Origin of the sequence: Streptomyces sp. NPDC050504, from assembly GCF_044458065.1 — a bacterium.
Taxonomy (GTDB): domain Bacteria; phylum Actinomycetota; class Actinomycetes; order Streptomycetales; family Streptomycetaceae; genus Streptomyces.
The window spans coordinates 271186-297719 of record NZ_JBITHO010000007.1; the positions used below are offsets into that span (position 1 = coordinate 271186).

General features: G+C 70.7%; 22 protein-coding genes. 9 read left to right on the top strand and 13 right to left on the bottom strand.

Annotated elements, in window-relative coordinates:
* Nucleotides 1–5 precede the first annotated feature (5 nt).
* From prcB to arc, 5 genes are all read right to left on the bottom strand, one after another.
* A complete protein-coding gene (gene prcB / locus ACIBNE_RS27135) occupies nucleotides 6–848 on the bottom strand; it encodes a proteasome subunit beta (RefSeq protein WP_399275919.1) in 843 nt (280 codons plus the stop codon).
* Entirely contained in the window at nucleotides 800–1117 is a 318-nt protein-coding gene (locus tag ACIBNE_RS27140) for an endonuclease domain-containing protein (RefSeq protein ID WP_399275920.1), read from the bottom strand. The genes prcB and ACIBNE_RS27140 overlap by 49 nt, the downstream gene beginning before the upstream one ends.
* Nucleotides 1118–1255: 138 nt before the next feature.
* Nucleotides 1256–1474 (bottom strand): ubiquitin-like protein Pup, encoded by a 219-nt coding sequence (locus ACIBNE_RS27145; protein WP_011027899.1) that lies wholly within the window; start codon nucleotides 1472–1474, stop codon nucleotides 1256–1258.
* Nucleotides 1475–1603: 129 nt separating this feature from the next.
* Entirely contained in the window at nucleotides 1604–3115 is a 1512-nt protein-coding gene (gene dop / locus ACIBNE_RS27150) for a depupylase/deamidase Dop (protein WP_399275922.1), read from the bottom strand.
* A gap of 249 nt (nucleotides 3116–3364) precedes the next feature.
* Nucleotides 3365–5131, bottom strand: coding sequence for a proteasome ATPase (gene arc, locus ACIBNE_RS27155; protein ID WP_399275924.1), 1767 nt, complete (start codon nucleotides 5129–5131; stop codon nucleotides 3365–3367).
* Between the two features lie 240 nt (nucleotides 5132–5371).
* On the opposite strand from arc, the gene ACIBNE_RS27160 reads away from it, so the two are divergent.
* A complete protein-coding gene (locus tag ACIBNE_RS27160; RefSeq protein ID WP_399275926.1) occupies nucleotides 5372–5650 on the top strand; it encodes a ferredoxin in 279 nt (92 codons plus the stop codon).
* Between the two features lie 15 nt (nucleotides 5651–5665).
* On the opposite strand, the gene ACIBNE_RS27165 is transcribed toward ACIBNE_RS27160, so the two are convergent.
* The 3 genes from ACIBNE_RS27165 to ACIBNE_RS27175 form a co-directional block, all read right to left on the bottom strand.
* Entirely contained in the window at nucleotides 5666–6253 is a 588-nt protein-coding gene (locus ACIBNE_RS27165; protein ID WP_399275927.1) for a hypothetical protein, read from the bottom strand.
* A 191-nt stretch (nucleotides 6254–6444) separates the two neighbouring features.
* A complete protein-coding gene (locus tag ACIBNE_RS27170; protein WP_399275929.1) occupies nucleotides 6445–7344 on the bottom strand; it encodes a tRNA (adenine-N1)-methyltransferase in 900 nt (299 codons plus the stop codon).
* 61 nt (nucleotides 7345–7405) lie between these two features.
* Nucleotides 7406–8653, bottom strand: a complete 1248-nt coding sequence (locus tag ACIBNE_RS27175) for a site-2 protease family protein (protein ID WP_399275931.1) — start codon at nucleotides 8651–8653, stop codon at nucleotides 7406–7408.
* 207 nt (nucleotides 8654–8860) lie between these two features.
* Here ACIBNE_RS27175 and ACIBNE_RS27180 point away from each other — a divergent pair, with 207 nt between their 5' ends.
* Nucleotides 8861–9721: a RecB family exonuclease gene (locus tag ACIBNE_RS27180; RefSeq protein WP_399275933.1), complete on the top strand. Its 861-nt coding sequence runs from the start codon at nucleotides 8861–8863 to the stop codon at nucleotides 9719–9721.
* Between the two features lie 13 nt (nucleotides 9722–9734).
* The gene (locus ACIBNE_RS27185) at nucleotides 9735–10406 is read left to right on the top strand and encodes a response regulator (RefSeq protein WP_399275935.1); all 672 of its coding nucleotides are present in this window, start codon (nucleotides 9735–9737) and stop codon (nucleotides 10404–10406) included.
* Between the two features lie 68 nt (nucleotides 10407–10474).
* Here the strand turns inward: ACIBNE_RS27185 and ACIBNE_RS27190 are convergent, their stop codons facing one another.
* From ACIBNE_RS27190 to metH, 3 genes are all read right to left on the bottom strand, one after another.
* Nucleotides 10475–12070 (bottom strand): ABC transporter substrate-binding protein, encoded by a 1596-nt coding sequence (locus ACIBNE_RS27190; RefSeq protein WP_399275937.1) that lies wholly within the window; start codon nucleotides 12068–12070, stop codon nucleotides 10475–10477.
* A gap of 526 nt (nucleotides 12071–12596) precedes the next feature.
* Entirely contained in the window at nucleotides 12597–13298 is a 702-nt protein-coding gene (locus tag ACIBNE_RS27195) for an HAD family hydrolase (protein ID WP_399275939.1), read from the bottom strand.
* A 97-nt stretch (nucleotides 13299–13395) separates the two neighbouring features.
* On the bottom strand, nucleotides 13396–16908 hold the full coding sequence (metH, locus tag ACIBNE_RS27200) for a methionine synthase (protein WP_399275941.1): 3513 nt from the start codon (nucleotides 16906–16908) through the stop codon (nucleotides 13396–13398).
* A gap of 239 nt (nucleotides 16909–17147) precedes the next feature.
* On the opposite strand from metH, the gene ACIBNE_RS27205 reads away from it, so the two are divergent.
* The 6 genes from ACIBNE_RS27205 (at nucleotide 17148) to ACIBNE_RS27230 (ending at nucleotide 24065) form a co-directional block, all read left to right on the top strand.
* Complete coding sequence (locus ACIBNE_RS27205) at nucleotides 17148–17912, top strand: IclR family transcriptional regulator (protein ID WP_399275943.1); 765 nt, start codon at nucleotides 17148–17150, stop codon at nucleotides 17910–17912.
* 239 nt (nucleotides 17913–18151) lie between these two features.
* Complete coding sequence (locus tag ACIBNE_RS27210; protein ID WP_399275945.1) at nucleotides 18152–18928, top strand: MIP/aquaporin family protein; 777 nt, start codon at nucleotides 18152–18154, stop codon at nucleotides 18926–18928.
* Between the two features lie 70 nt (nucleotides 18929–18998).
* Complete coding sequence (gene glpK, locus ACIBNE_RS27215; RefSeq protein ID WP_399275947.1) at nucleotides 18999–20525, top strand: glycerol kinase GlpK; 1527 nt, start codon at nucleotides 18999–19001, stop codon at nucleotides 20523–20525.
* 5 nt (nucleotides 20526–20530) lie between these two features.
* On the top strand, nucleotides 20531–22147 hold the full coding sequence (locus ACIBNE_RS27220; RefSeq protein WP_399275949.1) for an FAD-dependent oxidoreductase: 1617 nt from the start codon (nucleotides 20531–20533) through the stop codon (nucleotides 22145–22147).
* A 150-nt stretch (nucleotides 22148–22297) separates the two neighbouring features.
* On the top strand, nucleotides 22298–23359 hold the full coding sequence (locus tag ACIBNE_RS27225; RefSeq protein ID WP_399275952.1) for an LLM class flavin-dependent oxidoreductase: 1062 nt from the start codon (nucleotides 22298–22300) through the stop codon (nucleotides 23357–23359).
* Between the two features lie 34 nt (nucleotides 23360–23393).
* Nucleotides 23394–24065 carry a FadR/GntR family transcriptional regulator gene (locus ACIBNE_RS27230; RefSeq protein ID WP_399275954.1) on the top strand — a complete coding sequence of 224 codons (672 nt, stop codon included), beginning with the start codon at nucleotides 23394–23396 and terminating at the stop codon, nucleotides 24063–24065.
* Between the two features lie 103 nt (nucleotides 24066–24168).
* On the opposite strand, the gene ACIBNE_RS27235 is transcribed toward ACIBNE_RS27230, so the two are convergent.
* Complete coding sequence (locus tag ACIBNE_RS27235) at nucleotides 24169–24945, bottom strand: SDR family NAD(P)-dependent oxidoreductase (protein WP_399275956.1); 777 nt, start codon at nucleotides 24943–24945, stop codon at nucleotides 24169–24171.
* On the bottom strand, nucleotides 24942–26348 hold the full coding sequence (locus tag ACIBNE_RS27240; RefSeq protein WP_399275958.1) for an enolase C-terminal domain-like protein: 1407 nt from the start codon (nucleotides 26346–26348) through the stop codon (nucleotides 24942–24944). The genes ACIBNE_RS27235 and ACIBNE_RS27240 overlap by 4 nt, the downstream gene beginning before the upstream one ends.
* Nucleotides 26349–26534: the final 186 nt, after the last annotated feature.

Here is a 26534-nt window from a genome sequence, read left to right on the forward strand (position 1 = left end):
GGGACTCAGAGCAGCGCGGCGCGCGGGCCGTCGGGGTTCTCAAGCCGCTTGTCGATGATCGACCGCGCGATCGCCGCGGTCTCCTCCTCGGACAGCCGCTTGAAGCCCTCGTCCGTGATGACGGTGACGATCGGGAAGATGCGGCGCGCCACGTCGGGCCCGCCGGTCGCCGAGTCGTCGTCGGCGGCGTCGTACAGCGCCTGCACCACCAGCGTGGTGGCCTGTTCCTCGGTGAGGTCGGCGCGGTACAGCTTCTTCATCGCGCCGCGGGCGAAGACCGAGCCGGAGCCCGTCGCCGCGTACCCCTGCTCCTCGGAGCGGCCGCCCGTCACGTCGTACGAGAAGATGCGGCCCTTCTCCTTGGCCGTGTCGTACCCCGCGAAGATCGGCACGACGGCCAGGCCCTGCATCGCCATGCCGAGGTTGCCGCGGATCATCGTGGAGAGCCGGTTCGCCTTGCCCTCCAGCGAGAGCTGCGCGCCCTCGACCTTCTCGAAGTGCTCCAGCTCCAGCTGGAAGAGCTTCACCATCTCCACGGCGAGACCCGCGGTGCCGGCGATGCCCACCGCCGAGTACTCGTCCGCGGGGAAGACCTTCTCCATGTCCCGGGAGGCGATCACGTTGCCCATGGTCGCCCGCCGGTCACCGGCGAGCACCACGCCGCCGGGGAACGTGACGCCGACGATCGTGGTGGCGTGCGGCGCCTCGATGTGCCCCTCGGGCGGCAGCGTGCGCGCGCCCGGAAGCAGCTCCGGGGAGTGATCGGACAGGAAGTCCAGGAAAGAGGACGACCCGGGCGTCAGGAAGGCAGCCGGTAGACGCCCGGTGCTACGAGTGTTGGCTTCCACACGTTTCCTTCCACGTAAGCGGCGGCCCGCCTCATGGCATCGGGCCGATCCTTGAACTGCCCCAGTGCCGCGTCGCAGCTGAAGCACAGTACGTCACGGACCCTACCCGTCTCGTGACAGTGATCCACATGCTCTGCCGGAGCGGTGGGGCAGATACAGCAAATTCGATGCCGCCCGGCAACCGTCCCGGCCAATTCGGCTGGCGGGAGGCCGTACTTGCGCCGGAAACAGCTGATCCGATTCCGCTCCCGCCGCACGTGCGGCTTCACTCCTCCGCACTGCGGGCAGCGCTCGCGCGCCCGCGGAACCCGTCCCTCATGGACTGGTTACCGGCAAAGGAGTCTCGCGGCAGCGTCCGCCCGCACCGCGAGCGCTCCTTCCCGAAAGGAGGGTTCGGACATAAAGTCCTATTCTCCACCCTTTTGAACAAATGACCTCACGAAATCCTCGGCGTTCTCTTCCAGGACGTCGTCGATTTCGTCGAGCACGGAGTCCACGTCGTCGCTCAGCTTTTCCTGGCGCTCCTTCAGGTCCTCCGAAGCCTGCGCGTCCTGCGCCTGCTCCTCGACCTCCTCGGTGGAGCGCGTCGCCTTCTGCTGTCCGCCGCCGGTGTCCTTGGTCGCCATCTACCTCACCCCGCTCAGATCGATGCACTTGATCAGACCCTACAAGTGAGGTCTGACATCCGCCCCGCACTTTCCTTCACTTTCCCAAAGCGCGGGGCACACCTCGATGATTCCCCCGCACCGGGCCTTTCAGCCGCCCGACAGGACCCGGACGAGGTCTTCCGCCGTGCGGCACCTGTCCAGCAGCGCCTTCACGTGGTTCCTGGTCCCGCGCAGCGGCTCCAGGGTGGGCACCCGCTGGAGCGAGTCACGGCCCGGGAGGTCGAAGATGACCGAATCCCAGGAGGCCGCGGCCACGTCGTCCGCGTACTGGTCGAGACAGCGGCCCCTGAAGTAGGCCCTGGTGTCCTCCGGCGGCGCCGTCTCCGCCCGTTCCACGTCCGCCTCGTCCAGCAGCCGCTTCATCCGCCCACGCGCCACGAGACGGTTGTACAGGCCCTTCTCGGGCCGCACGTCGGCGTACTGGAGGTCCACCAGGTGCAGCCGCGCCGCGTCCCAGTCGAGGCCGTCGCGCCTGCGGTAGCCCTCCAGGAGCTCCCGCTTGGCGATCCAGTCCAGCTCGCCCGCGAGGCTCATCGGGTCGTGCTCCAGCCGGTTCAGCACGTCCTCCCAGCGCGCGAGGACGTCCTTGGTCTGCTCGTCCGCGTCGGCCCCGAAGCGCTCCTCGACGTACTTCCTGCTCAGCTCGAAGTACTCCATCTGGAGTTGTACGGCGGTGAGCGTGCGGCCGCTGCGCAGCGTGACCAGCCGCTGGAGCGTCGGGTCGTGGGAGACCTGGTGCAGCGTGCGCACGGGCTGGTCGACGGCGAGGTCGACGTTGATGAAGCCGTCCTCGATCATGGAGAGCACGAGGGAGGTGGTGCCGAGCTTGAGGTACGTCGAGATCTCGGAGAGGTTCGCGTCCCCGATGATGACGTGCAGCCTGCGGTACTTCTCGGCGTCCGCGTGCGGCTCGTCCCGGGTGTTGATGATGGGGCGCTTGAGCGTGGTCTCCAGGCCGACCTCGACCTCGAAGTAGTCCGCGCGCTGGCTGATCTGGAACCCGTGCTCGCGGCCGTCCTGGCCGATGCCGACGCGGCCGGCGCCCGTGACGACCTGGCGCGAGACGAAGAACGGCGTGAGGTGGCGCACGATGTCCGAGAACGGGGTCTCCCGCTTCATCAGGTAGTTCTCGTGCGTGCCGTAGGAGGCGCCCTTGTTGTCGGTGTTGTTCTTGTAGAGGTGGATCGGCTGGGCGCCGGGCAGCTGGGCCGCGCGCTCGGCGGCCTCCGCCATGATGCGCTCCCCCGCCTTGTCCCAGAGCACCGCGTCCCTGGGGTTGGTGATCTCCGGCGAGCTGTACTCGGGGTGCGCGTGGTCGACGTAGAGCCGTGCGCCGTTCGTGAGGATGACGTTGGCCAGGCCGATGTCCTCGTCGGTCAGCTGGCTGGAGTCCGCGGCCTCGCGGGCGAGGTCGAAGCCGCGCGCGTCCCGCAGCGGGTTCTCCTCCTCGAAGTCCCAGCGGGCCCGGCGCGCCCGGTGCATCGCCGCCGCGTACGCGTTGACGATCTGGGACGACGTGAGCATGGCATTGGCGTTGGGGTGGCCTGGTACGGAGATTCCGTACTCCGTCTCGATGCCCATTACTCGCCGTACGGTCATGCGGCCCTCCTTGCCCGGCGGAGCTCCCCGGCGGGAGCGGCGCTCAAGTACCGCTGTTCTTCCGGTGCGTGTGCGGTGCCCGTCCCCGCACTGCGCGACTCGGCGGTACCGAAGAGCGTAGAACGCCTCTGCGCCGGTGGGGAGATCAATTGCGGCATTGCTCTGCTGTCGTGTGCGTACCGGTCCGGGGACGGCAGAAAACAGTCGGCTGCGGATGCCCGCGCCGGGCACCCGCAGCCGATCCGCGCCCTACAGGTACTGACCGGTGTTGGCCACCGTGTCGATGGAGCGTCCGGTGTCCGCGCCCTGCTTTCCGGTGACGAGCGTGCGGATGAACACGATCCGCTCGCCCTTCTTTCCGGAGATCCTGGCCCAGTCGTCCGGGTTGGTGGTGTTGGGCAGGTCCTCGTTCTCCTTGAACTCGTCCACGCAGGCCTGGAGGAGGTGGGAGACGCGGATGCCCTTCTGGTTGTGGTCGAGGAAGGCCTTGATGGCCATCTTCTTGGCCCGGTCGACGATGTTCTGGATCATCGCGCCGGAGTTGAAGTCCTTGAAGTACAGGACTTCCTTGTCGCCGTTGGCGTACGTGACTTCCAGGAAGCGGTTCTCCTCGGACTCCGCGTACATCTGCTCGACGACCGACTGGATCATGGCGTGCGCCGCGCCCTCCTTCGACCCGTTGTGCTCGGACAGGTCGTCCGAGTGCAGCGGGAGGGTGGCGGTGAGGTACTTGGCGAAGATGTCCTTCGCCGCCTCGGCGTCCGGGCGCTCGATCTTGATCTTGACGTCGAGCCGTCCGGGACGCAGGATCGCGGGGTCGATCATGTCCTCGCGGTTGGAGGCGCCGATGACGATGACGTTCTCCAGCCCCTCCACGCCGTCGATCTCGGCGAGCAGCTGCGGGACGATGGTGTTCTCCACGTCCGAGCTGACACCGGATCCGCGGGTGCGGAAGAGGGATTCCATCTCGTCGAAGAAGACGATGACGGGGGTGCCCTCGCTCGCCTTCTCCCGCGCACGCTGGAAGACCAGGCGGATGTGCCGCTCGGTCTCGCCGACGTACTTGTTGAGGAGCTCGGGGCCCTTGATGTTGAGGAAGTAGGACTTCCCCGCGGGCTGGCCGGTCACCTCGGCGACCTTCTTGGCGAGCGAGTTGGCGACGGCCTTCGCGATCAGCGTCTTGCCGCAGCCGGGCGGGCCGTAGAGCAGGATGCCCTTCGGCGGCCGCAGTTCGTGCTCCTTGAAGAGGTCGGGGTAGAGGTACGGCAGCTCGACCGCGTCGCGGATCAGCTCGATCTGGTTGCCCAGACCGCCGATCTTGTCGTAGTCGACGTCCGGCACCTCTTCGAGGACGAGCTCCTCGACCTCGCTCTTGGGCACCACTTCGTACACGTACCCGGACCGGGGCTCCAGCAGCAGGGCGTCGCCGGGGCGGATGGTGATGTCCAGCAAGGGCTCGGCGAGCCTCACCACCCGCTCCTCGTCGGTGTGCCCGACCACCAGGGCGCGCTCGCCGTCCTCCAGGATCTCCTTGAGGGTGACGATGTCCCCGGCGCGCTCGAACTCCATGGCCTCGACCACGTTGAGCGCTTCGTTGAGCATGACTTCCTGGCCGCGCCTGAGCTCTTCGAGCTCGACGCTTGGGCTGACGTTCACCCGGAGTTTGCGACCGCCTGTGAAGATGTCGCACGTGCCGTCCTCGTTCGCCTGCAGGAAGACACCGAAGCCGGCCGGCGGCTGCGCGAGCCGGTCGACTTCCTCCTTGAGGGCCACGATCTGGTCGCGGGCCTCGCGGAGCGTGTTGGCGAGCCGCTCGTTCTGCGCGGACACGCCTGCCAGGTTGGTCTGCAGCTCGACGATCCGCTCTTCGAGAATCCTCGTATGACGCGGAGAGTCGGCGAGCTTGCGGCGCAGGACGGCGATTTCCTGCTCGAGATAGGCAACCTGGCCCGCAGGGTCGTCAGACCCTCGCGCGGGCCGGATGCCGCGGTTGATGTCGTCGTCGTGGGCTGCCACGGTCCTCACCTCCTCCAAGGGGAGCTGGACGCTTCCTGACCCTACCTGGGTGGGTGTCGATTGAAACCCCTAGATCAAAAAGACGGTCGGGTGTGTCCGATCTTCACCCTTGCGCTCTCCCTCACGTCAGGGGAATACCCACCCTTCAACATCGGAAAGCGGGCGGTTGTATCGTCGAGTTGGTCAACACCCGTCAGGGCTGGCACCGATTGATACATCCGCGCAGGAACGGCAGGCGAAATGAACGAGGCTCTTGAAGTCTGGATCGACCAGGACCTCTGCACTGGCGACGGCATCTGCGCGCAGTACGCGCCCGAGGTGTTCGAGCTGGACATCGACGGTCTCGCGTACGTGAAGGACTCGTCGGACGAGCTGCTCCAGGACAAGGGAGCGACGACTCCGGTGCCGCTGCCGCTCCTCCAGGACGTCGTGGATTCCGCGAAGGAGTGCCCCGGCGACTGCATCCATGTACGACGCGTTTCGGACAGGGTCGAGGTGTACGGACCGGACGCGGAGTAGCGCGCGGGGCGTGGTTCAGACGCTCCGCGGCTCCGCGGCGGAGGAGCGGACGAACGCGCCGCCCCGCCACTGCCACTTGGCTGGGTCTCGACGGTCCGGGCAGCAGCGCGGCACGTCGGACGAGGAGTAGCCGAGGAGCGTCGCGCTGACCGAGCCGTCGCGCACGGCGAGGTCCAGCACGCCCAGCTTGTCCTCGGGGTCCACCAGCGTCGCCACGACGCGGGAGGGGGCCCCTTCGGCGTTCTTGGCGCGGGTCAGGACGTAGACGCCGGTGGGCGGGGTGCCCGAGCCGGCCTCGCAGCGGGCCGTGACCACGGTCTCGGGGGCGCCGTCGCCGTCGAGGTCGCCGGTCGCCCTGCCGGTGACCTCCGTCTTCGCGCCGCCGCAGTCGAGCGGGAAGACGGCGGTGGCGGGGTCGGGAGCGGGTCCGGGGGCCGCCACGATGCCCGCGCGGGGCTTCGGGGCGTCCGGGGACGCCTTGGCCGCGCCGGGGCTCAGGAGGGCGGCGAGGGCGACGACCCCGGACATCGCGGCGGCGGTGGCCAGCCAGTGCACGGGGCGGGTGACGGTGTGCGCGAGGTCCGGGGCGGCGGGGTTCTGCACGCGGGGGTCTCCTGTGAAGCGTGGTGAGCCTGCATCGTGCCACACGTCACACGCGGGGTGGAACGGGGGGTGCGCGCGAGCAGCGGGCGTGCGCTTCGGCCGCCGGTCCCCCAACAGCCGGACGCCGCCGCCCGGTTCCCCGTGGTGTACGGGAACCGGGCGGCGGCGTCGGTCGGTTGGCGGGGCGGGTGTCAGCCTTCGCGTCCGCCCTTGTTGGGGCCCTCGTAGTCCTCGCCGTACGCGCCCTTGGCGGGGCGGCGGCGGCGCATGGGCGGCTCGACGCCGTCCGCGAGGCGGCGGGCGGTGACCAGGAAGCCGGTGTGGCCGATCATCCGGTGGTCGGGGCGGACCGCGAGGCCCTCCACGTGCCAGTTGCGGATCATCGACTCCCACGGCTGGGGCTCGGCGAAGCAGCCGATCTCCCGGATGGACTCGACGGTGCGCGCGAGCTGGGTGGTGGTCGCCACGTACGCGCAGAGGATGCCGCCGGGGACGAGCGCCTTGGAGACGGCCTCCAGGCACTCCCAGGGGGCGAGCATGTCCAGGATCACACGGTCGACGTCGGTGTCGCTGAGGTTGTCCTGGAGGTCGCCCACGGTGAGCTGCCACGCGGGGTGCGGGCCGCCGAAGTAGCGCTCGACGTTGCCCCTGGCGATCTCGGCGAAGTCCTCGCGGCGCTCGTAGGAGTGCAGCATGCCGTGGTCGCCGATGGCGCGGAGCAGGAACGCGCTGAGCGAGCCCGAGCCGACCCCGGCCTCCACGACGCGCGCGCCGGGGAAGATGTCGGCGAAGGCCAGGATCTGCCCCGCGTCCTTGGGGTAGACCACGGCGGCGCCGCGGGGCATGGACAGGACGTAGTCGGGGAGCAGGGGGCGCAGCGCGAGGTAGGCGACATTGCCCGTCGTGCGGACAACGCTGCCCTCGGGAGCGCCGATCAGCTCGTCGTGCGGGAAGGAACCCTTGTGGGTGTGGAAGTTCTTTCCCTCTTCGAGCGTGAACGTGTAGTGGCGGCCCTTGGGGTCGGTCAGCTGTACCTGGTCCCCGACCTTGAAGGGCCCGCGTCGGCGGGCGGCACCGGTCGGTTCGGACATGTGGACAAGAGTACCGGCCCGTGGCGGGGGCGCCGACCGGGGGCGTCCGAGGTCAGAGCGGTCAGGAGGGGCGGGCCATGGCCTGGACGAAGGCGCGCTCGACGTCGGACGTGGACAGCACGCCGTAGATCTCGCCGGTCTCCTCGACGACCAGGTACTCGGTGGCGGGCGTGGCCTTGAGGCGGTCCAGCAGGGCCTCTCCGGCGAGCTCGGCCGAGATCCGCATGCCGTCGTTGAGGTCCTGGGCGAGGGTGCTGACCGCGACCCAGGGGCGGCGGTGCTCGGGGACGGAGACGATCGCGGCCTCGCGCACGACGGCGACGGGGTCGCCCTGGCCGTCGACCACGACGAGGGCGCGGGCTCCCGCCTCGTTGGCGCGGCGCAGCGCCTCGGAGAGCGGGGTGGCGGCCTCGACGGGGACGGCGCGGCGGGTGAGGCTGCGGGCGCGGAGCTCGGGGAGGTGTTCGCGCAGCCGGGCGACGCGCAGGCTGTTGCCCGCGCCGGTCCAGATGATCGCGGCCAGGATCGCGGCGAGCAGCGCGTCGGTGACGGTCTCCATGCCGCCGATGTCCTCGGTGGCGTTCCCCAGGGCCCCGGTGTGGGTGAGCATCGGCAGGCCGATGAGGACGGCGACGGCCAGCGCGCGGCCGACCCAGGCGGCGGCGATCGTGCCGGTCATGGGCTTGCCGCTGATCTTCCAGACGACGGCGCGGAGCATCCGGCCGCCGTCGAGCGGAAGGCCGGGCAGCAGGTTGAAGACCGCGACGATCAGGTTGGAGATCATCAGTCCGGCGAGCAGGACGCCGGGCACCGTGCCCGGCTCGACGGCCTGCATGCCGAGGTAGAAGAGGCCCGCGAGGACGAGGGACAGCAGTGGTCCCACGAAGGCCAGGACGAATTCCCTGCCCGGGGTGTCGGACTCCTTCTCGATCTCCGAGACGCCGCCGAAGAACTGGAGCTGGATGCGGCGCACCGGCAGTTTGAAGCGGAGCGCCGCGACGGTGTGGGCCAGTTCGTGGACGAGTACGGAGGCGTAGAAGGCGACCGCGAAGAAGAGGGAGACCAGGTAGCGGGCGCCGCCCAGTTCGGGCAGGACGCGGTCGAGCTGGCCGCCGAAGACCCAGGTGATGAGGGCCGCGACGACGAACCAGCTGGGGGCGACGTAGACCGGGACGCCGAAGGGGCGGCCCATGAGGATGCCGCCGCCGGGCTCTTCGGGCGGCTGCGGCTTGCCGTCGTGGGGGGCGGCGTCCGGGTCGCTTCCGTCCGGTCCGGACCGCGGCCGCCTGCTGTCGCCGCTCTCGTCCACGGGGTCCCTTCGGTCGTCGGTGGGGGTTTGGCACGATCTTCACGATCATGCAGTGTTCGTCGCTCTGCCGTCGATGGTATTCCGGCTGCTCCGCTCCGCTTCGCCTCGCCTCCCCTGTTTCCGCCCTCGCGACTCCTGCGAATTCTCCCGGGGGCGGGTCCTTCGGGCGGCTCCCGGGTGTCGGTGGCGGGCCGTAGGGTCTTGGACATGACCTCCGCGCAGCAGCCCTCCTCCCTGTCGCCCTCGCGGGCGAGCGACTTCATGCAGTGTCCCCTGCTCTACCGGTTCCGGGTGATCGACAAGCTGCCGGAGAAGCCGAGCGAGGCGGCCACCAGGGGGACGCTGGTGCACGCGGTCCTGGAGCGGCTCTTCGACAACCCGGCGGTCGAGCGGACGGTGCCGCGGGCGAGGGCGCTGGTTCCGGGGCAGTGGGACCGGCTCCTGGAGTCGAAGCCGGAGCTGGCCGAGCTGTTCGCGGACGATCCGGACGGGCAGCGGCTCGCGCGGTGGCTGTCGGAGGCCGAGGGCCTGGTGGAGCGGTGGTTCTCGTTGGAGGACCCGACGCGTCTTGAGCCCGCGGAGCGCGAGCTGTTCGTGGAGACGGAGCTGGACTCGGGGCTGCGGCTGCGCGGGGTGATCGACAGGATCGACGTGGCGCCCTCGGGCGAGGTGCGGATCGTGGACTACAAGACGGGGAAGGCGCCGCGTCCGGAGTACGCGGAGGGCGCGCTGTTCCAGATGAAGTTCTACGCGCTGGTGATCTGGCGCTGGAAGCACGTGGTGCCGCGCCGGTTGCAGCTGGTGTACCTGGGCAGCGGGGACGTCCTGACGTACGACCCGGTCGAGGCGGACCTGGAGCGGGTGGAGCGCAAGCTGCTGGCGCTGTGGGAGGCGATCAGGGAGGCCACGGAGACGGGCGAGTGGCGGCCCCGGCCGACGAAGCTGTGCGGCTGGTGCGACCACAGGGCGGTGTGTCCGGAATTCGGCGGCACTCCCCCGGTGTATCCGCTTCCGGTGCGCCCGAGGGAGGGCGGCGACGGGGACCAGGGCAGAATGGGGCCGGTCTAGCGAAGGAGTTCCCGTGGCGATCCGCGTCCTACTGGTCGACGACCAGCCGTTGCTGCGCACCGGCTTCCGGATGATCCTGGAGGCCGAGCAGGACCTCGCGGTGGTCGGTGAGGCCGGGGACGGCCTGCAGGCCCTCGAACAGGTGCGCGCGCTCCAGCCCGACGTGGTGCTGATGGACATCCGGATGCCGCGCATGGACGGGGTGGAGGCGACGCGCCAGATCACCGGCCCCGGCCGGGACGGGCCCGCGAAGGTGCTGGTCCTGACGACGTTCGACCTGGACGAGTACGTGGTGGAGGCGCTGCGCGCGGGGGCCAGCGGCTTCCTGCTGAAGGACGCGCCCGCCAATGAGCTGGTGCAGGCGATCCGGGTGGTCGCGGCGGGCGAGGCGATGCTGGCGCCGAGCATCACGCGCCGGCTGCTCGACAAGTACGCGGACCACCTGCCGTCGGGCGACGAGCCGGTGCCCGACACGCTGAACACGCTGACCGAGCGCGAGGTCGAGGTGCTGAAGCTGGTGGCGCGCGGCCTGTCGAACGCGGAGATCGCGGCGGACCTGTTCGTCAGCGAGACGACCGTGAAGACGCACGTGGGGCACGTGCTGACGAAGCTGGGCCTGCGGGACCGGGTGCAGGCCGCGGTGTACGCGTACGAGAGCGGTCTGGTGCGCCCCGGGGCGCAGTAGCCGACGGCGGGTGCCCCGGGGGGCGTGGGCGGAGGTCCGCCCACGCCCCCCGGCGTGTGCGGGGCGGCTCAGTCGCCCTTGCCGAGTTCCCAGAGCTGGAGGTCGGCCGAGGTGTTGACGGACCACTCGACGCCGGTGAGGCCGACGCGGCTGGCGACGTACTGCTTGGCCTGCCAGATCGGGAGGACCGGGACGTCCTGGGCGACGATGTCCTGGAGCTGCTCGAAGGTCTTGGCGGCGGCGCTGCGGTCGGCCTCGCGGCGGGACTGCGGGATGAGGACCTCGCGGACCTTCTTGTTCGCGTACGGCGTGTTGAGGAAGTTGTCCTTGTCGAGGAAGGGCGCGATGAAGTTGTCCGGGTCCGGGAAGTCGGGGAACCAGCCGAGGCCGTAGACGGCGTAGTCGCCGCGCTTCTGGGCCTCGCGGTAGCTCTTCCAGGGGGTGCCCTTGATGTCGGCCTCGAACAGCTTGGACGCGTTGAGCTGCTTCTTGAGCAGCTCGAACTCCTTGACCGTGGCGGGGCCGTAGCGGTCGGTCGTGTAGTTGAGCGTGACCTTGACCGGGGTCTTGACGTCCGCCGCGCGCAGCAGGTCCGCGGCCTTCTTGACGCTCGGCTCGCCGTAGCGCGTGTAGAAGGAGTTGGTGTGGGTGGGGATGGTGGTGGGGATCAGCGAGTAGAGCGGCTCGGCCGTCGAGGCGTACGTCTGGGAGGCGATCTGACCCCGGTCGATGACGGAGGCCATCGCCTGGCGGACCGCCTTGTCCTTCACGGACGGGTCCTCGGTGTTGAAGCCGAGGTAGCGGATGGAGAGTCCGGACAGCACGGTGAGCTTGACGTCCTCCCGGGTGGAGGTCCGCAGCGAGGTGACCTGTTCGGGGGACATGGTGCGGCTCATCATGTCGATTTCGCCCTCGTCGAGCGCCTTGCCCATGGCGTCCGCGTCGGCGAAGGAGCGCAGCTCGACCTTCTCGTTCCGGACCTTCAAGTCGCCCTTGTAGTGGGGGTTCTTGGTGAAGACCGCGCTGGTCATCTGGCCGTCCTCGACCTTGGCCTCCATGGTGTAAGGACCCGAGCCGTCGACCTCGAAGCCGTCGCGCAGCTTGTCCGGCAGGTAGTCGTCGCGGCTGACGATGCCCGACGTCGGCGTGGAGAGCTTGTACGGGAAGGTGGCGTCCGGCGCCTTGAGGTGGAAGACGACTTCCTTCTCGCCCTTGGTCTCGACGGTGTCGATGTTGGAGAGCAGGGAGACCGGGCCGTTCTCCGACTTGATCTTCAGTACCCGGTCGATCGAGTACTTGACGTCCTCGGGCGTGATGGCCTTGCCGCTGGCGAACTTCAGGCCCGAGCGCAGCTCGCAGCGGTAGCTCTCGTTCTCGGCGTCGCTGAAGCCGCAGCTCTCGGCCGCCTCGGGGACGGGCAGGCCGCCGCCGCGCGGTATGTGCATCAGCGTCTGGACGGTCTGGCGCAGGACGTTCCAGACGCCGGAGTCGTAGGCGTAGGCCGGGTCGAGCGGGGCGGGGACTTCCTTGGACGCGGACAGTTGGTCCGTGGTGCCGACGACGATGTCCTTGCCGCCGTCCCCGTCCGAGCCCCCGCAGCCCGCGAGCGCGGGCGCGAGCAGGCCGAGCACGGCCGGGAGCAGCACCATGGTCTTACGCTTCATGCTGGACGTTTCTCCCTCTTCCCCCACCGGGGGCACAGCTGGCTTGGCGCTCCGCCGCGGCCCGCCCGGTCGGGGCGGTGGGATCGGGCCGGTGTGGCCGTGGCGGCCGGGTGCCGAGGGCGATCGGTCCTGCGCGTGCGACGTGGTGGAGCGCGGGGCGCAGCGTGCGGTGCGGCGGAGTTCTCGCGACGAGATTAGTGGGCGGCGGCCCCCGTCGGGGAACGGGTCTCAAAGGCGCCGCGACCCCCGGGGGACGGGAATTGGTCGCTTGGCTCTTTCGCGTCACCGGAATGTTTGGGGTGGCGCTCGATGAATCGGGACACAAGGTCTCGGTTCTCGGCTCCGGGGGCGGTTCGGCGCGGGGCGGCGGGCCCCGGCCGCGAGCACGGTGGGTGACCAAGGTCACTCGCAGTCGCGGCGGCGGGGTCCGTCGTCGCAGGTCGCAACCGACCGATTGGGCCGGGTCCGGTGCCATCGGGCCGATTGCGCCGGTCCCGGCCGCAACGGCCCGATTGCGCCAGGAGCGTCAGATCAGGCCGCGCAGGAAGGCGAGGTCGACGGCTTCGAGGGAGTCGACGACGACCCGGCCGGGTGCGGCGGCGATGGGGGCGACGGAGGGCACGGCGACGACGCGGCAGCCCGCGGCCTCGGCGGCGGCGACACCGGTGGCGGTGTCCTCGACGACGGCGCAGCGGGCGGGGTCGGCGCCGAGCCCGGAGGCGGCGACGAGATAGGGGTCGGGGTGCGGCTTCGTACGGGCCACTTCGTCGCCCGCGACGGTCAGCCGGAAGTGGTGCGGGCCCAGCGAGCGGACGATGCGGTCGATGATCCGCCGGTGCGATGCGGAGACCAGGGCCGTGGGCACGGAGTGGGCGGCCAGTTCGGCCAGCAGCCGTTCGGCGCCCGGCATGAGGGGCACGTCGCGGCCGATGCGCTCCTCGAAGCGGGTGTTGAGCAGGACGGTGAGCTCGTCGACGGTGATGTCGGCGCCGGTCGCCTCGATGAGGTAGCCGGCGCTGCGGGTCATGGGGCCGCCGACGACGACGTCCCGCCAGGCCTCGTCGAGGCGGTGGCCGAGGTCGGCGAAGACCTCCACCTCCGCGTCCCACCAGAAGCCCTCGGTGTCGACGAGGGTGCCGTCCATGTCGAGGAAGACCGCCTGGAGCGCGGAGCCTTCGCCCGCGCCTCCGCCGGTACGGGTACTGGTCACGGGGACCGTGCTGGTCATCCGGGCACACCTCCTGAGGGACGAGAAGGCCGGCCGCCGCTCCCCGAGGGGAGGGCGACCGGCCTGCACTGGGCCGACCAGTGTACGTCCGGGGCGGTTAACGCGCGTTGAAGTATTTGGCCTCGGGATGGTGAATGACGATCGCGTCCGTCGACTGCTCCGGGTGGAGCTGGAACTCCTCGGAGAGGTGCACCCCGATCCGCTCGGGCCGGAGCAGTTCGGCGATCTTCGCCCGGTCCTCCAGGTCGGGGCAGGCGCCGTAGCCCAGCGAGAAGCGCGCGCCGCGGTACTTCAGCGCGAACATGTCCTCGACGTCGGCCGGGTCCTCGGAGCCGAAGCCCAGCTCGGCGCGGACGCGGGCGTGCCAGTACTCGGCCAGGGCCTCGGCCAACTGCACGGACAGGCCGTGGAGTTCGAGGTAGTCGCGGTAGGAGTTCGCCTCGAAGAGCTTGGCGGTCTCCTCGCCGATCCGGTTGCCGACGGTGACGACCTGGAGGCCGACGACGTCGGTCTCCCCCGAGTCCTCGGGGCGGAAGAAGTCCGCGAGGCACAGGCGGCGGCCGCGGCGCTGGCGCGGGAAGGTGAAGCGGGTGCGCTCCGAGCCGTCCTCGCCCAGCAGGATCAGGTCGTCGCCCTTGGAGACGCACGGGAAGTAGCCGTAGACGACGGCGGCCTCCAGCAGGTTCTGGGTGTGGAGCTGGTCCAGCCAGCCGCGCAGGCGCGGGCGGCCCTCGGTCTCGACCAGTTCCTCGTACGTCGGTCCGTCGCCTGCCCTGGCCTGCTTGAGTCCCCACTGGCCCTTGAACAGGGCGCCCTCGTCGAGCCAGGAGGCGTAGTCCTTGAGCCCGATGCCCTTGACGACGCGGGTGCCCCAGAAGGGCGGCGTGGGCACGGGGTTGGTGGTGGAGACGTCGGAGCGGACCGCGCCCTCGGGCTCGTCGACCTCCAGGACGGCGGTGTCGCGCTTGGCGACGCGGCGCTGCTTGAGCTCGGGGAGGGTCGCGCCGGGGACGCCGCGCTTGACCGCGATGAGCGCGTCCATCAGGCGCAGGCCCTCGAACGCGTCGCGGGCGTAGCGGACTTCGCCCTCGTAGATCTCGTGGAGGTCCTGCTCGACGTAGGCCCGGGTGAGGGCGGCGCCGCCGAGGATGACGGGGTAGTCGGCCGCCATCTTGCGCTGGTTGAGCTCCTCCAGGTTCTCCTTCATGATCACCGTGGACTTCACCAGCAGGCCCGACATGCCGATCACGTCCGCCCGGTGCTCCTCGGCGGCGTCCAGGATCGCCGAGACCGGCTGCTTGATCCCGAGGTTGACGACGTTGTAGCCGTTGTTGGACAGGATGATGTCCACCAGGTTCTTGCCGATGTCGTGGACGTCGCCGCGCACGGTGGCGAGCACGATGGTGCCCTTGCCCTCCGCGTCGGACTTCTCCATGTGCGGCTCCAGGTAGGCCACCGCCGACTTCATGACCTCGGCGGACTGGAGCACGAACGGCAGCTGCATCTGGCCGGAGCCGAACAGCTCGCCGACCACCTTCATGCCTTCGAGCAGGGTGTTGTTGACGATGTCGAGGGCGGGGGTGTCCTGGAGCGCCTCGTCGAGGTCGGCCTCCAGGCCGTTCTTCTCGCCGTCGATGATGCGGCGCTGGAGGCGCTCGTCCAGCGGCAGCGCCAGCAGTTCCTCGGCCTTGCCCGCCTTCAGCGACTTGGTGCTGACGCCCTCGAAGAGCTCCATCAGCTTCTGGAGCGGGTCGTAGCCCTCGGCGCGGCGGTCGTAGATGAGGTCGAGGGCGGTGTTGACCTGCTCCTCGTCGAAGCGGGCGATCGGCAGGATCTTCGAGGCGTGCACGATCGCCGAGTCGAGTCCGGCCTTCACGCACTCGTCGAGGAACACCGAGTTCAGCAGCACCCGGGCGGCCGGGTTGAGGCCGAAGGAGATGTTGGACAGGCCGAGGGTCGTCTGCACGTCGGGGCGGCGGCGCTTCAGCTCGCGGATCGCCTCGATCGTGTGGATGCCGTCCTTGCGGGACTCCTCCTGGCCGGTGCAGATGGTGAAGGTCAGCGTGTCGATGAGGATGTCGGACTCGTGGATGCCCCAGTTGCCCGTCAGGTCCTCGATGAGGCGCTCGGCGATGGCGACCTTGTGCTCGGTCGTGCGCGCCTGGCCCTCCTCGTCGATGGTCAGCGCGATGAGCGCGGCGCCGTGCTCGGCGGCCAGCTCGGTGACCTTCGCGAAGCGGGACTCGGGGCCGTCGCCGTCCTCGTAGTTCACGGAGTTGATGACGGCCCGGCCGCCCAGCTTCTCCAGGCCCGCCCTGATGACCGGCAGTTCGGTGGAGTCCAGCACGATCGGCAGCGTGGAGGCGGTGGCGAAGCGGCCCGCCAGCTCGGCCATGTCGGCGACGCCGTCGCGGCCCACGTAGTCGACGCAGAGGTCGAGCATGTGCGCGCCCTCGCGGATCTGGTCGCGCGCCATCTCCACGCAGTCGTCCCAGCGGCCCTCCAGCATGGCCTCGCGGAACTTCTTGGAGCCGTTGGCGTTGGTCCGCTCCCCGATCGCCATGTACGAGGTGTCCTGTCGGAACGGGACGGTCTGGTACAGGGAGGCGGCGCCCGGCTCGGGGCGCGGCTCGGGGCGGGAGGGCACGAGGCCCCGTACGCGCTCCACGACCTGGCGCAGGTGCTCGGGGGTCGTGCCGCAGCAGCCGCCGACCAGCGAGAGGCCGTACTCGCGGACGAAGGTCTCCTGCGCGTCGGCGAGCTCGGGGGCGGTGAGCGGGTAGTGGGCGCCGTCCTTGCCCAGGACCGGCAGGCCCGCGTTGGGCATGCAGGAGAGCGGGATGCGGGAGTGCCGGGCCAGGTAGCGCAGGTGCTCGCTCATCTCGGCGGGGCCGGTCGCGCAGTTGAGCCCGATCATGTCGATGCCCAGCGGCTCCAGGGCGGTGAGCGCGGCGCCGATCTCGGAGCCCAGCAGCATCGTGCCGGTGGTCTCGACGGTGACCGAGCAGATCAGCGGGAGGTCGAGGCCGCTGGCCTCCAGGGCGCGGCGGGCGCCGATGACGGACGCCTTGGTCTGGAGGAGGTCCTGGGTGGTCTCGACGAGGATGGCGTCGGCGCCGCCCGCGATCATGCCCTCGGCGTTCTGCTGGTAGGCGTCGCGGAGGGTGGTGTACGGGGCGTGGCCGAGGGTGGGGAGCTTGGTTCCGGGGCCCATCGAGCCGAGCACCCAGCGCTGCTGTCCGGTCGACGCGGTGAACTCGTCGGCAACCTCGCGGGCGATGCGGGCGCCGGCCTCGGAGAGCTCGAAGTTGCGCTCCGGGATGTCGTACTCGTTCAGGGCGGCGAAGTTCGCGCCGAAGGTGTTGGTCTCGACGCAGTCGACGCCGACCGAGAAGTACGCCTCGTGGACCGACCTGACGATGTCGGGGCGGGTGACGTTGAGGATCTCGTTGCAGCCTTCGAGGTTCTGGAAGTCCTCGAGGGTGGGGTCCTGCGCCTGGAGCATCGTGCCCATGGCGCCGTCGGCGACCACCACACGGGTGGCGAGTGCCTGGCGGAGGGCTTCGGCCCTGGTGCGGCTGTCAGCGGAGGGGGTTGGCGACGAGGCCATGGAAGAGCTCCCTGGGATGCGACGGCTGTCGGCTGTGCGGCCCCGACGGGAGCCGCATGCGGCCCAGGGTAGCGGTGCGGGGCCCCGTACGGGGGCGGAGGGCCGCGCCGCGAGACGGTCGGCAGGGGCGGGGCCGCCCGGTCACGGGCTGTGGGACCGTGGTCGCCGCTGTCACACTAGGTCGGCATGGACCGATACTGTTCAGCATTGTCGAACCGGTATGTGAGGAGGGTTGAGCGGTGGCGAAGAACATCCAGTCGCTCGAACGGGCGGCCGCGATGCTGCGGCTGCTGGCCGGTGGCGAACGCCGGCTGGGACTGACGGACATCGCCTCTGCGCTCGACCTCGCGAAGGGCACGGCGCACGGCATCCTGCGCACCCTTCAGGCCGAGGGCTTCGTCGAGCAGGACCCGGCGTCGGGCCGCTACCAGCTGGGCGCCGAGCTGCTGCGCCTGGGCAACAGCTACCTGGACGTGCACGAGCTGCGGGCGCGCGCCCTGGTGTGGACGGACGACCTGGCCCGCTCCAGCGGCGAGAGCGTCCACCTCGGGGTGCTGCACCAGCAGGGCGTGCTCATCGTGCACCACGTGTTCCGGCCCGACGACAGCCGCCAGGTGCTGGAGGTGGGGGCCATGCAGCCGCTGCACTCCACGGCGCTCGGCAAGGTGCTGGCGGCGTACGACCCGGTGGCGCACAGCGAGGCGCTGGAGAGCGAGCGCGGCACCTTCACGCCCCGTACGCTCACCGCCCCCGAGGAGTTCGAGCGGGTGCTGGACCTCACCCGGGCGCGCGGCTGGGCCTCGGACGTCGAGGAGACCTGGGAGGGCGTGGCCGCGGTGGCCGCGCCCGTCCACGACCGGCGGCGGATGCCGGTCGGCGCGGTGGCCATCACGGGCGCCGTCGAGCGGGTCTGCGCGGACGGCGACCTGCGGCCCGAATTGATCGCGGCGGTGCGCGACTGCGCCCGCGCGGTGTCCCGGGATCTGGGCGCCGGACGCTTCTGAGGCGGTACGGGTCCGGCCGTGGTGACTGGCCGGTAACGATCGAATATCCGGCCGCCGAACTCTTGACGCGGCATTGACCCGGGACGAAGACTGCCGTTCATCGGTCGGCATTGTCGAACACCTAACGGCAATACGCGCTAGAGTGTGACAACGCCAGCAGGCCGGCAGCGCGATCCCCGGCGGGACCGGGATTCCCCGGAGATCGCATTTCCCCTGGACGAAGGACAAAGGAGTCGCGGGTGTCCAGCTCCGACATCTTCATCGGCGAGACCATCGGTACCGCCGTGCTCATCCTGCTGGGCGGCGGCGTCTGCGCCGCCGTCACGCTGAAGCGCTCGAAGGCGCAGAACGCCGGCTGGCTCGCCATCACCTTCGGGTGGGGCTTCGCCGTACTGACGGCCGCCTACCTGGCGGGGGGCGTCTCCGGCGCCCACCTGAACCCGGCCGTCACGATCGGCCTGGCCATCAAGGGCGGCACCGAGTGGGGCGACGTACCGCTCTACCTCGCCTCCCAGCTCCTCGGCGCGATGATCGGTGCCCTGCTGGTGTGGGCCACCTACCTGGGCCAGTTCCAGGCCCACCTGACCGACCCGGAGCTCGTCGAGCGCTCGAAGTCGGTCGAGGCGCGCGAGAGCGCCGCCGGCCCCGTGCTCGGCATCTTCTCCACCGGACCCGAGATCCGGCACACCGCGCAGAACCTGCTGACCGAGGTCATCGCCACGGTCGTCCTGGTCCTCGCGATCCTCACCCAGGGCCTGAACAACGAGGGCAAGGGCCTCGGCGTCCTCGGCGCCCTGATCACCTCGCTCGTCGTGGTCGGCATCGGCCTCTCCCTCGGCGGCCCCACCGGATACGCGATCAACCCGGTCCGTGACCTCGGGCCCCGCATCGTGCACGCTCTGCTTCCACTGCCGAACAAGGGCGGCTCCGACTGGGGCTACGCCTGGATCCCCGTCGTGGGTCCGCTGATCGGCGGCGCCATCGCGGGCGGGATCTACGAACTCGCCTTCGCCTGACCGGGCCGCACCGCCCGATCGGACGGCACACCAGAGCCGTACGACACACCGAGACTTCCGGGAGCACACAGTGACCGACGCACACACCGCAGGGCCCTTCATCGCGGCGATCGACCAGGGCACCACCTCCAGCCGCTGCATCGTCTTCGACCGCGACGGACGCATCGTCTCCGTCGACCAGAAGGAGCACGAGCAGATCTTCCCCAAGCCGGGCTGGGTGGAGCACAACGCCACCGAGATCTGGGAGAACGTCCAGGAGGTCGTCGCCGGGGCCGTCGTCAAGGCCGGGATCACCGCGGCCGACGTCAAGGCCATCGGCATCACCAACCAGCGCGAGACCACCCTCCTCTGGGACAAGAACACCGGCGAGCCCGTCCACAACGCCATCGTCTGGCAGGACACCCGCACCGACGCGCTCTGCAAGGAGCTGGGCCGCAACGTCGGCCAGGACCGCTTCCGCCGCGAGACCGGCCTGCCGCTGGCGTCCTACTTCGCGGGACCCAAGGTCCGCTGGCTGCTCGACAACGTCGAGGGCCTGCGCGAGCGCGCCGAGGCCGGGGACATCCTCTTCGGCACCATGGACTCCTGGGTCATCTGGAACCTGACCGGCGGCACCGAGGGCGGCGTGCACGTCACGGACGTCACCAACGCCTCGCGCACCATGCTGATGAACCTCCACACCATGGAGTGGGACGAGAAGATCCTCACCTCGATGGGCGTCCCGGCAGCCGTACTGCCGGAGATCCGCTCGTCGGCCGAGGTCTACGGCGCGGCCAGGGGCGGCGTCCTGGACGGCGTCCCCGTCGCCTCCGCGCTCGGCGACCAGCAGGCGGCCCTGTTCGGCCAGACCTGCTTCTCCGAGGGCGAGGCCAAGTCGACGTACGGCACCGGCACCTTCATGCTGATGAACACCGGCGACCAGCCCGTCAACTCCTACAACGGCCTGCTGACGACCGTCGGCTACCGCATCGGCGACCAGAAGCCGGTGTACGCGCTCGAAGGCTCGATCGCCGTCACCGGCTCGCTCGTCCAGTGGATGCGCGACCAGATGGGCATGATCAAGACGGCCGCCGAGATCGAGACCCTGGCGTCCTCGGTCGAGGACAACGGCGGCGCGTACTTCGTGCCCGCCTTCTCCGGCCTCTTCGCCCCCTACTGGCGCTCCGACGCCCGCGGCGTCATCGCCGGCCTGACCCGGTACGTCACCCGGGCGCACATCGCCCGCGCCGTGCTGGAGGCGACGGCCTGGCAGACCCGCGAGATCACCGACGCCATGACCAAGGACTCCGGCGTCGAGCTGACCGCGCTCAAGGTCGACGGCGGCATGACCTCCAACAACCTGCTGATGCAGACCCTCTCGGACTTCCTGGACGCGCCCGTCGTGCGTCCGATGGTCGCCGAGACGACCTGCCTCGGCGCCGCCTACGCCGCCGGTCTGGCCGTCGGCTTCTGGCCGGACACCGACGCGCTGCGCGCCAACTGGCGCCGGGCGGCGGAATGGACCCCTCGCATGGACGCCGACAAGCGTGACAGCGAGTACAAGAACTGGCTCAAGGCCGTGGAGCGGACCATGGGCTGGATCGAGGACGAGGAGTAATCGACATGACCACCCTGCAGAGCGTCCCTGCCCTCGGGACGCACCCGGCCTCCGGCTCCACCCAGAGCCGCGCCGAGACTCGGGAGCAGCTTTCCAAGGCGACGTACGACCTCCTGGTGATCGGCGGCGGCATCCTGGGCATCTCCACCGCCTGGCACGCCGCGCAGTCCGGGCTGCGGGTGGCCCTGGTGGACGCCGGCGACTTCGCCGGCGCCACCTCCTCCGCCTCCTCCAAGCTCCTCCACGGCGGCCTGCGCTACCTGCAGACCGGCGCGGTGAAGCTGGTCGCGGAGAACCACTTCGAGCGGCGCGCGGTCACCCGCGACGTGGCCCCCCACCTGGCCAACCCGCTCACCTTCTACCTGCCGGTCTACAAGGGCGGCCCGCACGGCGCCGCCAAGCTCGGCGCGGGCGTCTTCGCGTACAGCGCGCTGTCCGCCTTCGGCGACGGCGTCGGCCACCTGCTCTCCCCGGCCAAGGCCGCGCAGGACGTGCCGGAGCTGCGCACCGACAACCTCAAGGCCGTCGCGGTCTACGGCGACGACCAGATGAACGACGCGCGCATGGCGCTGATGACGGTGCGCGCGGCCGTGGAGTCGGGCGCGACCGTCCTGAACCACGCCGAGGTCACGGGCCTGCGCTTCACCAAGGGCCGCGTCACCGGCGCCGACCTGCGCGACCGGCTCTCGGGCGACGAGTTCGGCGTGAGCGCCCGCCTGGTGCTCAACGCGACCGGCCCCTGGGTGGACCACCTGCGCAAGATGGAGGACCCGAACGCGGCGCCCTCCATCCGCCTCTCCAAGGGCGCGCACCTGGTCCTCAAGCGCACCGCCCCCTGGAAGGCCGCGCTGGCGACCCCGATCGACAAGTACCGCATCACCTTCGCCCTCCCCTGGGAGGACATGCTGCTCCTCGGCACCACCGACGAGGAGTACGAAGGCGACCCGCGCGACGTCGCCGTCAACGACAAGGACGTCACGCAGATCCTCGACGAGGCGGCGTTCTCGATCCGCGACCAGCAGCTGTCGCGCGACCTGATCACGTACTCCTTCGCGGGCCTGCGGGTGCTGCCCGGCGGCCCCGGCGACACCTCCAAGGCCAAGCGCGAGACGGTCGTCACCGAGGGCAGCGGCGGCATGCTGTCGATCGCGGGCGGCAAGTGGACCACGTTCCGCCACATCGGCCGCACGATCATGAAGAAGCTGGAGTCGCTGCCCGGCCACCCGCTCGGTGCCTCCGACGAGGACTTCGTGCCGGTGTCCGCGCTGCCGAAGCGGCTGCCGCTGCCCGGCATCGCCAACCCGCGCGCCGTCGCCCACCGCCTGCTGGTGGACGGCCCGGCTCCCGGCCCGCGCATGTCGGCGGACACCGCGCGGCACCTGGCCACGCACTACGGCTCGCTCGCCTTCGACATCGCGCGCCTGGCGAACGAGAACCCGGAGCTGGCCGAGCGCGTCCACCCGGACGCGCCGGAGATCTGGGCGCAGGTCGTGTACGCGCGCGACAACGAGTGGGCCGAGACGGCCGACGACGTGCTGCGCCGCCGTACGACGCTGACGATCCGGGGCCTGGCCACGGACGAGATCCGCGGCAAGGTCGAGGACCTGCTGAAGAAGAAGTAGCCGGTACGGAGTGCCGGTAAGGGGCGGTCGCCATGGGCGGCCGCCCCTTACTCGTGCCCGGGGCGCTGCCACACGGCGTACACACGGGCGCAACGTCCCGCGCGGACAGTGGGACCAAGTCGCCCAGCCGCGGGCCGGTAAGGAGTCGCCGTGAAGTTCCAGGTCCTGTCGATCATCAATCACGCCCCGCACCCGCTGACCGGTGAACTCGCCCCGGCAGCCGACCGGTTCGCCGACGTCGTCGCGGTGGGCGAGGAGGCGGAGCGGCTCGGGTTCGAGGCGTACGCCGTCGGGGAGCGGCACGCGGGCGCCTTCCTGTCGTCGAGCCCGACCGCGGTGCTGGGCGCCCTGGCCGCCCGTACCAGCAGGATCAAGCTCCTGACCGGGGTGACGGTCGTGGCGATCCTGGACCCCGTGCGGGTCGCCGAGGACTACGCGACGCTCGACCAGATCTCGCGCGGCCGGATCGAGCTGGTCGTCGGCAAGGGCGCGGAGGCCGGGCACTTCGACCTCTTCGGGCTGGACGAGTCCAGGCAGTGGGACCTCCAGAAGGAGAAGTACGAGCTGCTGCGCAGGCTGTGGCGCGAGGAGCACGTGGACTGGGAGGGCGAGTTCAGGCCCGCGCTCAAGGACGTCACGACCGTGCCGAGGCCCTACGCGGGCCCGCCGCGCGTCTGGCACGGCTCCGCCACCAGCCTCAACTCCCCCGAGCTGGCCGCCGAGCACGGCGACCCGCTGTTCACCGCCAACGCCATCCAGCCGCGCGAGGCGTACGCGAAGCTCATCGCGCACTACCGCGAGCGCTTCGAGGCGCACGGCCACGACCCGGCAGAGGCCCGGGTCGCCGCGGGCTCGGGCGGGCTGCTGATCGCCGACACGGCCGAGGAGGCGGTGCGGCGCTACAAGGACCTGTACGAGGCGCGGGTGCGGCAGAGCTTCAAGCCGCAGCTGGTCGGGAAGGCGGGGTACAACACGCCGTTCCGCACCATCGAGGACGCCATCGCGGGCGGACCCCAGCTGATCGGCAGCCCGCAGCAAATCATTGACAAGATTTTGGGCTACCACGAGCTGTACCGGCACGACCTCCAATCGGTCACCGTGGACTCTTTCGGGCTGTCCCGGGCCGAACAGGTCGAAACCCTCCAGAGATTCGCCGAGGAGATCGCCCCGATCGTGCGGAAGGAGGCCCCCACGACCCTCTGGGACGCATAATGAGGGCGATACATCCGATGTCTGGAGGTCGTCCATGGCTGTCACCGACGAGGCGATCGAGAAGATCAAGGAAATGATCGTCTCGGGGGCGCTGCGGCCGGGCGACCGGCTCCCCAAGGAGAGCGAGCTCGCCGCCGAGCTCGGCCTGTCGCGCAACTCGCTGCGCGAGGCGGTGCGGGCGCTGTCGCTCATCCGGATCCTGGACGTGCGCCAGGGCGACGGCACGTACGTGACCAGCCTGGACCCGCAGCTGCTCCTTGAGGCGATGAGCTTCGTCGTGGACTTCCACCGGGACGACACGGTGCTGGAGTTCCTGGCGGTGCGCCGCATCCTGGAGCCCGCCGCGACCGCCATGGCCGCGATCCGCATCGGGGACGCCGAGCTGGACGCGCTGGACGCCCAGCTCAGCGCGCTCGGCCCCGCGCCGTCGGTGGAGGAACTGGTCGCGTCCGACCTGGACTTCCACCGGGGCATCGTGCAGGGCTCGGGCAATTCGGTGCTCTGCTCGCTGCTCGACGGGCTGTCGGGGCCCACGACCCGGGCGCGCATCTGGCGCGGGCTCACCCAGGAGGACGCGGTGAGCCGCACGCTGCACGAGCACCGGGCGATCCTCACGGCGCTCAGGGACCGGGACGCGGAGGCGGCGCGGTCGTGGGCGACGGTGCACATCGCGAGCGTGGAGCAGTGGCTGCGCTCGACGCTGTGAGGGACCCGTGACCGGGGCCGTACGGGGTGCTCCCGTACGGCCCCTCGTACGGCCTCTCGTGCAGCCTCCCGTACGGCCCCGTACGGTCCCGTACGGGTTTTCCCTAGCGCTCGGGGCGCAGCCGCAGCCCCTGCATGCCGCCGTCCACCGCGAGCGCCGTGCCGGTGACGGACGCCGCCGCCGGGCTCGCGAGGTACGCGACGGCCGCCGCGACCTCGTCCGCGCCGACGAGCCGCCCCATGGGCTGGCGGGCGTCGAGCGCGGCGCGCTCGGCCGCCGGGTCGTCGGCCCGGTCCAGCAGGCGGCCGATCCAGGGGGTGTCCGCCGTGCCCGGGTTGACGCAGTTGACCCGGATGCCCTCGCGGACGTGGTCGGCGGCCATGGCGAGGGTCAGCGAGAGCACGGCGCCCTTGGTGGCGCTGTACAGGGCGCGCTGCGGGAGCCCCGCGGTGGCCGCGATGGAGCAGGTCTGGGTGATCGAGACGCGGCCCGGACTTTGCCGTGCGGCGGCGCGCAGGTGCGGCAGGGCGTGCCGGGCGGCGCGGACCATGCCGAGGACGTTGACGTCGATGACCCGGTGCCACTCCTCGTCGGTGTTGTCGGCGACGGTGCCGACGGCGCCGACGCCCGCGTTGTTCACCAGCGCGTGCAGGCCCCCGAGTTCGGCGGCGGCCGCGTCGACCGCCGCGCGCACGGCCGCGTCGTCGGTGACGTCGGCCTTGAGCGCGAGGACGCCGTCGGGGGCGCCTTCGGTGTCCCGGTCGAGCACGGCGACGCGTGCGCCGCGCGCGAGCAGCAGACCGGCGACGGCGGCGCCGATGCCGGACGCGCCGCCGGTGACGAGGGCGGCCGTGCCGTGGAAGTCCTGGGCGGCGCTCATGCGGGGATCTCCTCGTTCGTGCGCGGTTCGGCCCGACCGGCGTGCGGACCGGGCTCGTCGGTGTGCGGCTCGGCCCGGTTCGTGCGCGGACCGGGCTCGTTCGTGTGCCGGCCGGTCCGCCAGACCGGTCCATCGGGGTAGCGGTGGGCGGTCAGGGACTCGGGCCGCATGCGGGCGGAGAAGCCGGGCGCGGCGGGCGCGGCGTACCGGCCTTCGGTGACGACGACGGGCTCCTCGAAGTGCTCGTGGAGGTGGTCGACGTACTCGATGACGCGGTCCTCCCAGCTGCCGGAGACGGCGACGTAGTCGAACATCGCGAGGTGCTGGACCAGTTCGCACAGGCCGACGCCGCCCGCGTGCGGACAGACGGGGACGCCGAACTTCGCGGCCAGCAGCAGGATCGCCAGGTTCTCGTTGACCCCGGCGACTCGGGCGGCGTCGATCTGCACGAAGTCGACCGCGCCCGCCTGGAGGAGCTGCTTGAACAGGACGCGGTTGGCGCCGTGCTCGCCGGTGGCCACGGGCACGGGCTGCCCGGCGCGCACGGCGGCGTGGGCCAGGACGTCGTCCGGGCTGGTCGGCTCCTCGATCCAGTGCGGCGCGTAGGGCGCGAGGGCGGACATCCAGCGGACCGCGTCGGGCACGTCCCAGCGCTGGTTGGCGTCGACCGCGATGCGCACGTCGGGGCCGACCGCCTCGCGGGCCAGCCTCATGCGGCGCACGTCGTCGTCGAGGTCGGCGCCGACCTTGAGCTTGATCTGGCCGAAGCCGTCGGCGACGGCCTGCTTGGCCAGGCGCACCAGCTTCTCGTCGGAGTAGCCGAGCCAGCCGGGCGAGGTGGTGTACGCGGGGTAGCCCAGGGCGCGCAGCCGCTCGGCCCGCTCGGCGCGGCCCGGCTCGGCGGCGCGCAGGATCTCCAGGGCCTCCTCGGGGGTGAGCGCGTCGGTGAGGTAGCGGAAGTCGACGAGGGAGACCAGTTCCTCGGGGGTCATGGCGGCCAGGAACTCCCAGACGGGCAGGCCGGCGCGGGTGGCGGCCAGGTCCCAGGCCGCGTTGACGACGGCCCCCGCCGCCATGTGCATCACGCCCTTCTCCGGTCCGAGCCAGCGGAGTTGGGAGTCGTGCGTGAGGCGGGTGTGCAGGTCGGCGAGGTCGGCCGCGGTACGGGGGGCGGGGCGCCCCACGACGTAGGGGCGCAGCGCCCCGATGGCGGCGGCCATCACGTCGTTGCCCCGGCCGATGGTGAAGCAGAAGCCGTGGCCCTCGGTGCCGTCGTCGGCGCGGAGCACCACGTAGGCGGCCGAGTAGTCGGGGTCGGGGTTCATCGCGTCCGAACCGTCGAGCTCCGTCGACGTGGGGAAGCGGATGTCGTGGACCTCGAAATCCATGACGGTCGGACTCATGCGGTGCCCCCCAGGGAAAGAACAGCGAGAGAGAACATCGGACCTCTACGCGGTCATCGGATGTATTCCGATGTATAGCGCCGCACGAGCGCCAGAGTCCAGCGATTCGGCAGAATTTCTGGCCCACAGCTCGGATGAATCCGGTGGTCGGTGCCCCGCTGATGCCCCGCTTTCCTTCCGAATGCA

Coding starts and splice junctions, on each gene's coding strand:
- ACIBNE_RS27145 (WP_011027899.1), bottom strand. CDS start 1,474: ATGGCGACCAAGGACACCGGCGGCGGACAGCAGAAGGCGACGCGCTCC.
- dop (WP_399275922.1), bottom strand. CDS start 3,115: ATGACCGTACGGCGAGTAATGGGCATCGAGACGGAGTACGGAATCTCC.
- ACIBNE_RS27160 (WP_399275926.1), top strand. CDS start 5,372: ATGAACGAGGCTCTTGAAGTCTGGATCGACCAGGACCTCTGCACTGGC.
- ACIBNE_RS27170 (WP_399275929.1), bottom strand. CDS start 7,344: ATGTCCGAACCGACCGGTGCCGCCCGCCGACGCGGGCCCTTCAAGGTC.
- ACIBNE_RS27180 (WP_399275933.1), top strand. CDS start 8,861: ATGACCTCCGCGCAGCAGCCCTCCTCCCTGTCGCCCTCGCGGGCGAGC.
- ACIBNE_RS27190 (WP_399275937.1), bottom strand. CDS start 12,070: ATGAAGCGTAAGACCATGGTGCTGCTCCCGGCCGTGCTCGGCCTGCTC.
- ACIBNE_RS27195 (WP_399275939.1), bottom strand. CDS start 13,298: ATGACCAGCACGGTCCCCGTGACCAGTACCCGTACCGGCGGAGGCGCG.
- metH (WP_399275941.1), bottom strand. CDS start 16,908: ATGGCCTCGTCGCCAACCCCCTCCGCTGACAGCCGCACCAGGGCCGAA.
- ACIBNE_RS27220 (WP_399275949.1), top strand. CDS start 20,531: ATGACCACCCTGCAGAGCGTCCCTGCCCTCGGGACGCACCCGGCCTCC.
- ACIBNE_RS27230 (WP_399275954.1), top strand. CDS start 23,394: ATGGCTGTCACCGACGAGGCGATCGAGAAGATCAAGGAAATGATCGTC.
- ACIBNE_RS27235 (WP_399275956.1), bottom strand. CDS start 24,945: ATGAGCGCCGCCCAGGACTTCCACGGCACGGCCGCCCTCGTCACCGGC.
- ACIBNE_RS27240 (WP_399275958.1), bottom strand. CDS start 26,348: ATGAGTCCGACCGTCATGGATTTCGAGGTCCACGACATCCGCTTCCCC.